Annotated in this window: 9 protein-coding genes; 1 reads left to right on the forward strand and 8 read right to left on the reverse strand. The window is 57.6% G+C overall.

The window, feature by feature from the left end; translation table 11 throughout:
- Positions 1–224: 224 nt before the first annotated feature.
- From AC3EMD_RS20130 to iolE, 3 genes are read right to left on the reverse strand one after another with little or no spacing between them, the layout of a single operon-like run.
- Positions 225–1,256, reverse strand: coding sequence for a Gfo/Idh/MocA family protein (locus AC3EMD_RS20130; RefSeq protein WP_064170801.1), 1,032 nt, complete (start codon positions 1,254–1,256; stop codon positions 225–227).
- 9 nt (positions 1,257–1,265) lie between these two features.
- Positions 1,266–2,438, reverse strand: a complete 1,173-nt coding sequence (locus AC3EMD_RS20135; RefSeq protein ID WP_117108508.1) for a Gfo/Idh/MocA family protein — start codon at positions 2,436–2,438, stop codon at positions 1,266–1,268.
- Positions 2,435–3,355 (reverse strand): myo-inosose-2 dehydratase, encoded by a 921-nt coding sequence (gene iolE / locus AC3EMD_RS20140; RefSeq protein ID WP_008805488.1) that lies wholly within the window; start codon positions 3,353–3,355, stop codon positions 2,435–2,437. The genes AC3EMD_RS20135 and iolE overlap by 4 nt, the downstream gene beginning before the upstream one ends.
- 572 nt (positions 3,356–3,927) lie before the next feature.
- Here iolE and AC3EMD_RS20145 point away from each other — a divergent pair.
- Positions 3,928–4,353, forward strand: a complete 426-nt coding sequence (locus AC3EMD_RS20145; protein ID WP_302073664.1) for a hypothetical protein — start codon at positions 3,928–3,930, stop codon at positions 4,351–4,353.
- A 44-nt stretch (positions 4,354–4,397) separates the two neighbouring features.
- On the opposite strand, the gene AC3EMD_RS20150 is transcribed toward AC3EMD_RS20145, so the two are convergent.
- The 5 genes from AC3EMD_RS20150 to cadB all read right to left on the reverse strand — a co-directional run bounded on the left by AC3EMD_RS20150 (position 4,398) and on the right by cadB (position 11,936).
- Entirely contained in the window at positions 4,398–4,829 is a 432-nt protein-coding gene (locus tag AC3EMD_RS20150) for a cell envelope integrity TolA C-terminal domain-containing protein (RefSeq protein WP_012968783.1), read from the reverse strand.
- A gap of 157 nt (positions 4,830–4,986) precedes the next feature.
- Entirely contained in the window at positions 4,987–6,504 is a 1,518-nt protein-coding gene (lysS, locus tag AC3EMD_RS20155) for a lysine--tRNA ligase (protein WP_004202393.1), read from the reverse strand.
- Positions 6,505–6,835: 331 nt separating this feature from the next.
- Positions 6,836–8,311 carry a dipeptide permease DtpD gene (dtpD, locus tag AC3EMD_RS20160; RefSeq protein ID WP_302073665.1) on the reverse strand — a complete coding sequence of 492 codons (1,476 nt, stop codon included), beginning with the start codon at positions 8,309–8,311 and terminating at the stop codon, positions 6,836–6,838.
- A 60-nt stretch (positions 8,312–8,371) separates the two neighbouring features.
- A complete protein-coding gene (gene cadA, locus AC3EMD_RS20165; RefSeq protein WP_302073666.1) occupies positions 8,372–10,519 on the reverse strand; it encodes a lysine decarboxylase CadA in 2,148 nt (715 codons plus the stop codon).
- An 82-nt stretch (positions 10,520–10,601) separates the two neighbouring features.
- Positions 10,602–11,936 carry a cadaverine/lysine antiporter gene (cadB, locus tag AC3EMD_RS20170; RefSeq protein ID WP_008805484.1) on the reverse strand — a complete coding sequence of 445 codons (1,335 nt, stop codon included), beginning with the start codon at positions 11,934–11,936 and terminating at the stop codon, positions 10,602–10,604.
- Positions 11,937–12,111 lie beyond the last annotated feature (175 nt).

Below are 12,111 nucleotides of genomic sequence, written 5' to 3' on the forward strand. Positions count from 1 at the left end.
CATCAGGCGCTGTACCAGCCTTTATGCCGGGCGGCGGCGACGCCTTGCCCGGCCTACATAACACAGGCATTAATCCGCTTTAATATCAAACGGTTGCAGTAAAATCGTAGGCCCGCGCAAGCGCAGCGCCGCCGGGCAACAGACATCCGGCATCGTACGCGTCCTGGTGCCGGGCAATGGCAGACACGCTCGCGCTATCTGCAAACCAAAGCCCGGCCGGCTCCTTACCGTTCTTCGTTAAACACCGCGCCCACCTGGCGCCGCACTTCATCCATCACCTGCAGATTCTGCAGCACCCGACTGAGCGGCCGCAGCGGCGAGTCCTGCAGCCCCTGCCCGATGCACCAGGCAAAATGCTCCGCCTGCCAGAACAGCTGGTCGTAGCGATTGCGCGGCTCTTCCCAGCGCAGCACCTGCCCGCCCTGGCTGGCGGCGAGCGTAAAGCCGCCGGGGGCGTAAAACTGACCGTCGATCGTCAGGGTCGCCTGGCGTCCGGCCACCACCGCCCCGCCCGGCGTGTTGCTGAACAACGTCGTGTTTAACAACCCCTGCATCCCGTTCTGCCAGCTAAACAGCATCGACGTCTGACCGTTAAGCCCCTCCGCCGTGGCGCTGCCGCGGGCGACAATCTCCTGCGGCATGCCGCCCACCATCAGCGCAAACGAGGTCAAATAGCTGCCGAGGTCCATCATCGGCCCGCCGGCAAGGTCGGCATTGAAGATGCGGTGGTCGGGGGTGAAATACTCGCCGTGATCGGCCAGCAGGGTATGCAGGTCGCCGAGCGCCCCATCCTCCAGCAGCTGGCGGATCACATCATATTTCGGCGCGTAATCGCACCACATTGCCTCCAGCGCCAGCTTCCCCTGGCGGGCGGCTTCGGCCTGCAGCTCACGCCCTTCGCCGAGGTTGAGCGCGAAGGGCTTCTCAATCAGCACGTGTTTACCCGCCTTCAGCGCCTGCATGCCGTCGGGAAAGTGATGGTTGTGCGGCGTCGCAATGTACACCGCATCAATATCCGGGCGCGCCAGCATCTCCTCCACCTGGCCGTAAGCCTGGGGGATCCCCCATTCCGCGGCCACCCGCTCGGCCTTCGCCTGGCTGCGGGAGGCCACCGCCACCACCTGCTGCCGGCTGTAGGTTTTCAATGAGTGCACAAAGCGCTCGGCGATCCAGCCGGGACCGATAATGCCCCAGCGCAGGGAGGGAATGCTCTGCGCCGCCGGGTGGCGCGGGATCGGTAAGTGTGAGGGAAACATAGCGGCTCCTTAGTCTTTAACCACGTTCACCCAGCGGCGGCTGACCATCGAGGCTTCAATCGCCGACAGCACGCGCTGATTCTGCAAACCAAATTCGAAGTTGGGATAGCAGTCGCCCTCCCCGCAAATCCCCTGCACCAGGTCATGCACTTCGATCACCTTGACGTCAAAATAGCCCAGCCCACCGCCGCCAAAATCGAAGCCGAAGAAGCCGGCATAGGCCGGGATCTGGCTCCCGGCATACAGCGTCTTAAAGCCGCGGTCCTGTTTATCATCGTTGAAGCGATATACCTGCAGTTCGTTAAAGCGCTCCCCGTCCATATACAGCGTTCCTTCGGTGCCGGAAACCTCCCAGAACACGCCGAAGATCCGCCCGGCGGCGATGCGCGAGGCCTCAATCACTCCCGCCGCGCCGCTGTCGAAATTGACCAGGCACTGAACCTGATCGTCATTTTCTACTTCCCGCCACTCGGCATCGGCCGCGACCCGGCTGGCATACCCGGCATCGCGCTGCGGCACCGGACGCTGGCGCAGGCAGGTTTGCGCGCTGGCGGTCACTTCGCGGATCCCGCCCAGCAAAAACTGGGCGACCGACAGGGTATGGGCGCCAAGGTCGCCAAGCGCCCCGCTGCCGCCGAGGGTTTTCGAGCAGCGCCAGGACCAGGGCAGGTTAGGGTCGTTATAAAACCCCTGATCAAAGGTGCCGCGAAAGCGCACCGGTTCGCCAATATCGCCCCGGGCGATAATCTGCTTTGCCAGCAGTGCCGCCGGCGTTTTGATGTTGTTAAAGGCCACCATGGTCTTCACCCCCGCGCGCCGTGCCGCCTGCGCCATCTCCTGCGCCTGCTGCTCGTTGACCGCCAGCGGCTTCTCGCAATAGACATGTTTACCCGCCGCGATCGCCGCCATCGCCATTGTGTAGTGCAGATGGTTCGGCGAGGTGATATCCACCACATCAACCTGCGGATCGTTTACCAGCTCGCGCCAGTCGCCGTAGGCCTTTTCCGCCCCCAGTTTCGCCGCATGGCGTTCAGCCAGCGCCTGATCCTGATCCGCCAGCGCGTAGAGATGCGGGCGCTTCGGCAGATCGGGATAGAACATGGCCGCGCGACGGTACGCGTCAGCGTGTGCCTGACCCATAAAACCCGAGCCGATAAGACCGATATTTAACCGCGCGCTCATGCTGCGTGCTCCTCTGACGGTGAAGGGGAAGATAAATGGTGCGCCAGCCAGGCATAGGCGCGGCGGGCGGTGGCCAGCGGCGGCGCCATCGCCGGGTCCTGCTCGGCTTCGATAATCAGCCAGCCGCGGTAGTCACTGCGCCGGACGAAGTCGAGGATCGGCGCATAGTCGATGCAGCCGTCGCCGGGGATGGTAAACAGCCCGGCGCGCACCGCCTCGTTAAAGCTCAGGTTTTCACGATACAGACGCCCCAGCACCTGCGGACGGACGTCTTTCAGATGCAGATGGCGGATACGGTGGCCATATTTTTGCAGCACGCGCGGGATCTCGACCCCGGCGACAAAGGCGTGTCCGGTATCAAACGCCAGCCCGACGTTGTCATGGGTATGGGACAGAAACCGCTCCAGCTCGTCATCGTGCTCCACCAGCATCATCAGATGATGGTGATAGGCCAGCTGGAGGCCATAGTCGCGCAGCAGCAGGTCGGCAAAGGTATTTAGCTTGTGGCAATACGCCGCCAGGCTGACACGGCTTAACGGCGGCGAGAGTGAAATAGGCTCATCAAGCGGGGTTTCACCCGGCAGTTGCCCGCACTCGCCGTAAACCATCACCCTCGCGCCGAGCTGCCGGAGGAGCTGCGCGTGCTCCCGCACCGCCTCCAGCTCCGCTTCCACGCTGCGCTCGGCCAGCAAGCCGCTGTACCAGCCGGACGCCAGGCGCAGGTCAGCCGCCGCCAGCAGCGGGCCCAGCGTCTCTGCCTGGCGGGGAAATTTCCGTCCTAACTCAATGCCCTGATAGCCCGCCTCCCGCGCCTCGCGCAGGCAGGTATCCAGGGGGATATCGCCGCCTAAATCCTCCAGCACATCGTTGGTCCAACACAGGGGGCTCACGCCCCACTGCAGATGCTCTGTCGCCATCTTGTTCTCCTTTTCACCCTGTGGTCTTGTCTGGCGTCACTATAAGCAGGCGACGACCGACGATGAAAACGGAGAAATGATGGAAATCCATCATTGTGCTGGCGATATATCCGCTATTTCAGGTAACCCTGAAAAATAAATGGAAATAATGCTTGCCGCCGGCTTATTTTGCGGCTAAAAATTACTGGCTTAATAACCCGCTTCAGAGGTTATCCCTTTCATTCGAAATATGATGATAGCAATATGAAAAAAACTCAACACCGCACCGGCGCGGGCTTTAGCCGCGCGCCCAGGCCGGGCCTGCTGTTATTTGCGTAAGTGACAAATAGTCACTTTTAAAACATCAATTACTTAACATTCTCTCTGCAATAATATGACATGCAGCGGGAAGGTACAGTGATAAATAAAATCAGGGTAATGATGTTTTACCAATAAATAACCCATCTCCTTCCTGCTAGTTATTTATCAGGAATGGCTGCGGTTATATTTATTCTGACGCCACCGGGAGAATGCACCAATGTGTATCAACCTTTATGACCATGCACGCCGCTATCGCGATGAGAAACAATAAGATGAATAAGACCTGGCTTTTCACCACCCTCACCCTGGCGCTGGTCGCCGCCGCGCCGGCCCACGCCATTAGCGCGAAATACCGGGAACAGCTTGAACGTTCCGGCTGCACGCAGATGACCGACGGGACCACCTGCGATATTCATAAAACCAAAGCCGAGAATGCCGCCGCCGTGCAGCAGGCCAGCAGCGGCTTCGGCCCCTGGGTGGGCACCTGGTATGTTTATACGGAGTATGGCGATAAAATTGATGAGATTACCGTCACCGCTAAAACGGTGAAAACCCATGGTCATCTGGTCGAGGCGGCGAAAGCCAGCCAGGGCAAACTGACTTTCCGGGTGAAAAGCTCAGCCTTTACCCTCAACAACGCCTTTAACGGCAGCTGGACAAACGGCAGCCAGCGCGGCTCCCTGCAAAAAGTGCAGTAATCTCCCCGCCCCTGCCATCCGGCGGGGGCGGAAAGCCGGGTGCGCTAAGGCTTAAAATCCAGTAGCGGATGGTTAAAGATCTGGTAGACCCCTTCGCTGGCAAAGGGCGGGAAGGTCGTGCGCAGTACCGCATCGGTCACTACCGCGCAGAACGCCGGATCGCCCCCCTCCTGCTGCAGTCCGGTCAGTTTTGCACTGCGGTTAAGCGACAGCCGCACGGAGCATATTTTCCCCTGGTAGCGCGCGCTGTTGGGCAATTGAACCATAACCGCCTCTCTGAGCGTGAAGGCGTAGCGCATCAGTTGGTCCTGCGTGGCTTTGCCCGGCGGCAGTGTGTGCGTATCCGGGGCCGCGGCCCGCTGCTGCATCTGGCGGATCAGTTCCTCCTGCGTCGGATGCTTCTCCTTCGCCGCCTGGCAGCCGCTCAGCAGGCTAATAGCCGCCGCGGTCATGAGGGCAATACCAAATTTGCTCATAGCGTCTCCTTGCGAAATGGTCACTATTGTCGCGCGTCTGGCCACGGCAAAACATCCCGATAAATAGCGGTTAGCGGTTCATAAAGCAGGGCAAAAGACAGGATGGGGATAATGCAGGGAGGACCTCCCGGCGCAGGCCGGGAGGGAGTGCAACGGATTACTTCTGCGGACGCATGGCCGGGAAGAGGATCACGTCGCGGATGGTATGGCTGTTGGTAAACAGCATCACCATGCGGTCGATACCGATACCCAGACCCGCGGTCGGCGGTAAACCATACTCCAGGGCGGTGACGTAGTCTTCGTCATAGAACATCGCTTCGTCATCGCCCGCCGCTTTGGCGTTCACCTGATCCTGGAAGCGCTGCGCCTGATCTTCGGCATCGTTCAGCTCACTGAAACCGTTACCGATTTCGCGGCCGCCAATGAAGAATTCAAAGCGGTCAGTGATTTCCGGGTTGACGTCGTTACGGCGCGCCAGCGGGGAAACTTCCGCCGGGTATTCGGTGATGAAGGTTGGCTGAATCAGATGCGCTTCCGCCACTTCGTCAAAGATTTCGGTGACGATACGTCCCAGACCCCAGCTTTTCTCTACCTGAATACCGAGAGATTCCGCCAGCGCTTTCGCCGCGTCGAAGTTATCCAGATCCGCCATGTTGGTTTCCGGACGGTGTTTCTTGATTGCTTCGCGCATGGTCAGTTTTTCAAACGGCTTGCCGAAGTCAAACACCTGGTCGCCATACGGCACTTCGGTTTTGCCCAGCACCGTCTGCGCCAGGGTGCGGAACAGCGACTCGGTCAGTTCGATCAGGTCTTTGTAGTCCGCATACGCCATATACAGTTCCATCATGGTGAACTCTGGGTTATGGCGTACCGAGATCCCTTCATTACGGAAGTTGCGGTTGATTTCAAACACGCGTTCAAAACCGCCGACCACCAGACGTTTCAGATACAGTTCCGGCGCGATGCGCAGGTACATATCCAGATCCAGCGCGTTGTGATGGGTGATGAACGGACGGGCGGACGCCCCGCCAGGGATCACCTGCATCATCGGGGTTTCGACTTCCATAAAGCCACGAGCCACCATGAACTGGCGCATGGTCGCGAGGATCTGCGAACGGATACGGAACGTATGACGTGACTCTTCGTTGGCGATCAGATCCAGATAGCGCTGGCGATAGCGGACTTCCTGATCCTGCAGGCCGTGGAATTTATCCGGCAGCGGGCGCAGGGCTTTGGTCAGCAGACGCAGCTCGGTGCAGTGAATAGAGAGTTCGCCGGTTTGCGTTTTGAACAGCTTGCCGCGGGCGGCGATGATATCGCCGAGGTCCCATTTTTTAAACTGTTCGTTGTAGACGCCTTCCGGCAGGTCATCGCGCGCCACGTACAGCTGAATGCGGCCGCCGACGTCCTGAAGAGTGACGAAAGAGGCTTTGCCCATCACGCGGCGGGTCATCATCCGGCCAGCCACCGCAACTTCAACGTTCAGGGAAGCGAGTTCATCGTTATCCTTCGCATCGAATTCAGCATGCAATTGGTCAGAGGTATGATCGCGACGGAAGTCGTTGGGGAAGGCTACGCCCTGCTCACGCAGTGCAGCCAGTTTTTCGCGACGAGTTTTCAGTTCATTATTAAGGTCAATGGCCTCATCGGCACCTTGTGCTTGTTGTTCAGACATATGGATTCCTCATAACCTTGCTTTCAAACTAGCTTCGATAAATTGAACCAGGTCACCCTTCCGCGCGGCCTGTCTCTGGGAAGACACCAGAGCACAATCTTAACGATCCTGGATTCACTCCAAGCTGATCTCACTCAGCTATGGCTTCAGTAACGGTATTTTTTATCGTTGGCCTCCGCGCATGCCAGAATATCCCCCTCCTGTTCACTAAGCTGTGCAAGGAGCGACTTCGCGCTCCGCTGTTGATGTCATGCCCCCGGTCGCGCCGCGCTTACCGGGGCGACGAATCGCGGCCCGGATAAGGCGTTTACGCCACCAGCCGGGACGAGCGTCAGGCGCCGCCGCCGGTAACTTCACCGGCAGCCGCACGGCGTTTGCCCACACTACAGGCCGCGGCAAAGGCGATAACGACCATCACCGCCACGCAGCCGAGGGTCCATTCGCCCATCTGCGAGAAGAAATGTTGATAGGCAGCAATCGCCGTGTCGCTAATTTGCGATTCGGTGGTTTGCTGCGCCACCACGCCCGCCAGCCAGTTGGCCACCGCGCCAGTGGCCAGCATATAGATCCCGGTCAACACCCCGGTGACGCCGGGCATGTTCAGACGGGTGATTTGCGCCATCGCCACCGGGTCGATAAACAGTTCGGCAAAGCCCATCATCGCCAGCCCGGCGACCATCATGCCCATCGAGGCCTGGCCGTCAGCCGCGCCGTGGCGGGCATTGAGCGCCAGCAGCATAAAGCCGCCGCCCATCAGCAGCAGGCCGAAAGCGAATTTCAGCCAGACGCGCAGCACCGAACGCACGCTGCCTTCCGGGCGCATCAGCCACGCCAGCACCACGCCGGCCGCCATCACCGCCACCGCGTTGACCGACTGGAACAGCGCGGTTGGCACGTCCCAGTTCAGCAGGCGACGATTGACGAAGTGGTCGATAAACAGGCTAATCGAGCTCCCGCCCTGCTGCGCCAGCACCCAGAACAGCGTTCCGGCGAGCATCAGCAGGACGATCTGCCACAGCGCGCGACGATGCTCCGGGGCTTTGATCATGATCCGCGCCACCATCTGGGCGGCGAACAGGCAGACGATCGCCAGCAGATAGCCGCACCAGTTGTTTTGCAGCAGCAGCGTGAAGAACACCGGCGCCAGGCACAGCATCACCAGCAGCCAGCCCCAGGTCGGCAGCACAAATTTCACTGCCCGCAGCGCCGGTTTATCGACGCCGCGGGTATGCCGGAAATGGCAGCTGCCGCTTAAGAAAATCATCAGGCCGATAAACATGCCGATCCCCGCCAGCGCAAAGCCGATATGCCAGCCGTACCACTGCGCCGCCAGTCCGCAGGCGATGGGCGCGGCGATCGACCCGACGTTGCCGGCGGCGTACAGCAGCGAGAAACCGCCGTCGCGACGCGGGTCGTCGTGAGCGTACAGTTCGCCGAGCAGGCAGCTGATATTGGATTTGAACAGGCCGTAGCCGCAGATGATGATCGCCAGCGCGACGTACAGACTCCATGCGGAGGTCGACTCGACGCCCAGCACCACGTGGCCGAGGGTCATTAACAGCGCCCCGGCAATCACCGCCGTGCGGTTGCCGAGCAGGCGGTCGGCAAGCCAGCCGCCGAGAATAGGGGTAACGTAAACTAAAGATGCGTAGGCGCTGAACAGACTGATGGCATGGCTGTCGTCAAAGCCAAGCTGGTGGGTGAGATAAAGGATGAGTAAGGCACGCATGCCGTAAAAGCTGAAGTACTCCCAGATCTGGATCGCAACGATGTAGTAAATCGCGCGCGGCTGTGAGGGTGTTTTCATAGGTTCTCCTTGCAGCGTGAAAAAAGGGAAGTGGCAAGCCACTTCCCTGGTGTGCGTCTATTACTTGTTGTTTTCTTCTTTCAGCACTTTAACGGTGTAACGACCATCCGCCTGACGATAGGCGCCGTGGATATCGGTTTCGAAGCCCGGGTAGTGAGCGCCGATTTCGCACAGCATCTGCAGGAACTCCAGCACCGGGCGGCTTTCTTCGGTGATCATTTCACCCGGCATCACCAGCGGCACTCCCGGAGGATACGGCAGGATCATGTTGGCGTTGACGCGGCCGACCATCTCTTCGAGATAAACCTCTTCAGTCTGACCGTGCAGCTCTTTCTGGAACGCGGCATACGGGGTCATCACCATCGATGGCAGCACTTCAAACGCGCGGAACATCAGGTCCGGCAGGTTGTGATGCTCAATCAGTTTGTGAATGTTCTGCGCCAGGTCCTGAATACGCATGTTTTCATAGAATTCAGGATCTTCACGGTACAGCGACGGCAGCATGTTTTTCACCCGCAGGTTCAGGTCGAACGCGCGTTTGAAGTCGGTCAGCGCACGCAGCAGGCTCAGCGCTTTTGTCTTATCGATACCGATGCTGAACAGGAACAGCAGGTTGTACGGACCGGTTTTCTCAACCACGATGCCGTGTTCGTCGAGATATTTCGCCACGATGCTTGCCGGAATACCGAACTCATCCATGGTGCCGTCTTTCTTCATCCCCGGCGTCAGCAGCGTGACTTTGATCGGGTCGAGGTACATGTGCTCGTTATCGATGTTTTTGAAACCGTGCCATGCGCTATCGGAGCGCAGCGGCCAGCATTCAGCGCCATCGATATGTTCCGGCTGCCATACATCGAAGAACCAGCCTTCAGACTCGCCTTTCAGACGTTTGATCTCTTTACGGAACTTGATCGAACGTTCGATAGAACCGTCGATCAGGCGTTTACCGGCGTTACCGCGCATCATCGCCGCCGCGGTTTCGGTGGACGCCACGATACCGTAGTGCGGAGAAGTGGTGGTGTGCATCATGTAGGCTTCGTTGAAGGTTTCTTCGTTAACGTCGCCTTTCACGTGGATCATCGAAGCCTGAGAGAACGCCGCCAGCAGTTTGTGCGTGGACTGGGTTTCGTAGATCACTTTCCCTTCGACGCGGCCGCCGCTCATCCCGCATTTGCCTTCATAGATCGGCGAGAAGTTGGTGTAAGGCACCCATGCGGAGTCAAAGTGGATGGATTTCACATCCAGGGTTTTCTTGATGAAGTCGGTGTTATACAGCAGACCATCATAGGTTGAGTTGGTGATCACCGCGTGTACCGGCCAGGTCGCATTCGGCGTCTCTTTCACACGCTTGGCGATAGTCGCGTGCTGGAATTCGCTCTGCGGGATACCGCCGAGGATACCGTAGGCGTTACGGGTCGGACGGAAGTAGATCGGCGTAATGTCGCTCATCATCATCAGGTGAGTCAGCGATTTGTGGCAGTTACGGTCAATCAGCACGGTGCTGCCGGCCGGCGCGGAGTACATGCCGACGATTTTGTTAGCAGTAGAGGTACCGTTGGTCACCATGTAGCTGCGTTCTGCGTTAAACACACGAGCGATATACTCTTCCGCTTCTTTGTGCGGGCCGCTGTGGTCCAGCAGAGAACCCAGTTCAGAAACCGAAATGGAGATATCGGATTTCATGGTATTCGGGCCAAAGAAATCATAGAAGATGCTGCCTACCGGGCTTTTCTGGAACGCGGTACCGCCCATGTGGCCAGGGGTACAGAAGGTGTATTTGCCTTCACGTACATATTTGAACAGCGCTTTGGTCAGCGGCGGCAGAATGGTGTCGATGTATTCGTCAGTGTTCTGTTTGATTTTGTTCGCGATATCTTCCGCAGCGCCCAGCGCATATTCGAAGAAGCGAACCTGCATGCGCAGATCGTTCAGGCTAACGTCCAGAGTCGAGTAGGTGTTAGCGAACGCGTACAGCGGCATGTACTCGTTCATTTTGCTGATTTCTTCGCACAGTTCGAGATTGTATTTATCCCAGTCGAAGATCACGCCGCACAGACGAGAGTTGTTTTCGATAAGTTTTAATAAGTCGTCACGGTCGTTCGGGTAGACAATACGGAAGTCCAGGCGTTCGAGAGCACGATGCAGTTCACGGATGGGTTCTTCTTTGAAGTAAACACCCATGTGATTCATGATTGCAATAACGTTCATAGTCAAATCTCCAGATGTAGAAAGCCCCTCCCGTCGCGTGATGACAGGTGATGGAAGGAGCCTCAGGAAAAAGGGTTACTGATTAGTGCGCGTTAGCGGGGCTGTTGTTATCCGTTGCGTTGTTCTGGCGCTGGTGCATTTTGCGACCGTAGAACATCAGGATAATCAGGCTAACGATAAAGGTGCCGGCCAGTTCGAAGGAGCTTGCGCCCATCAGCGCGATGAAGCAGAACACGCAACCCAGTACCGAACAAATCAGGCTAACGAAGTTACGAATGTTGATGCCTTCGAAGCGAATCAGGTCAACACAGGAGTAGAAGTAAGGCAGCATGGTCAGCAGTACCGCGATACCGGTCAGTTCACCGAACAGGTCGGAGGCTTTACCACCGGCGGAGTTCATCAGGGTGATCAGTACCATCAGCGCGGTCATTTTCACCGCGGCCAGCAGCAGGCCTTTTTTCGGGATACCGTTGCTATCGACTTCGCCATACACTTTCGGGAAGTTACCGTCGTTGGCAGCACGTACACCAGCCTGGCCAACCAGCATCATCCACGAGCCCAGAGACGTCAGGCAAGCGAAGGCAGTGAAAGCGGAAACCATCGGAGCAGCCCAGCCGCCGAGAATGGTAGAGGCGCTAATCGCGAACGGCGCACCGGACGCGGCCATCTGAGAAGCAGGATACATACCGGCGATAACCTGAGTCGCGGCGATATAGACAATACCGGCCATCGCAGTACCCAGCATGGTTGCCAGCGGTACGGTGCGTTTCGGGTTTTTCACCATCCCGGTACTCACGGCGGCGGATTCGACGCCAACAAAGGCCCACAGGCAGAGCAGGATACTTTTAATGACCGCGTGGCTATCGGTGGTGCTGGAGGTGTTCCAGTTCGCCTGATAGGTGGCGACATCAAACCAGTGCCAGCCGACAACCGCGGTCATGACCACTGGAATAAGCACCAGTACCAGACCAATAGTGGTCAGACGGCTGACCCAGGTCCCGCCGAGCATATTAACGAAAGTAAAGATCCACACGATGGCAATACAGGCAATACCTGCTGGCACCGGGTTATTTAAAATTGGGAAGAACGTTGAGAGATAAGAAACTGCGGTAATCCCGATGGCCAGGTTACCAATCCAGTTTGCATGATAATAAAGCACACCGGTCTGGAAACCGAATGCGGGAGATATTTCCCCGGCGTAGGCAATTGGACCACCCTGTTGCGGGTTCTTAGTGGCCAGTCGGGCATAAACATAAGCCAGAGACATCGCACCAATAATTGAAATTACCCAGCCCCAAATGGCAATACCACCGATGCTGGCCAGGTTCGCAGGTAATAATGCAATACCGCTCCCCATCATATTACCGGCGACGACACCGGTACAGGCAAATAGCCCGATCTTCTTGGCAGAACTCATGGTTGTTTTTCTCCTAAGTTTATTTGGGAGGTACAGATCATGATACAGAACCATTAATTGACCCGACCAACTGCCAACAAGATTACTGATTTGTACGAGATAAGTCCTAAAGATAAAGTGAAATAATAACAAACATCAGACAAATGATATTTTGACCTTTTTCGCTTAACATATA

This window comes from Klebsiella sp. PK18 (assembly GCF_057784655.1).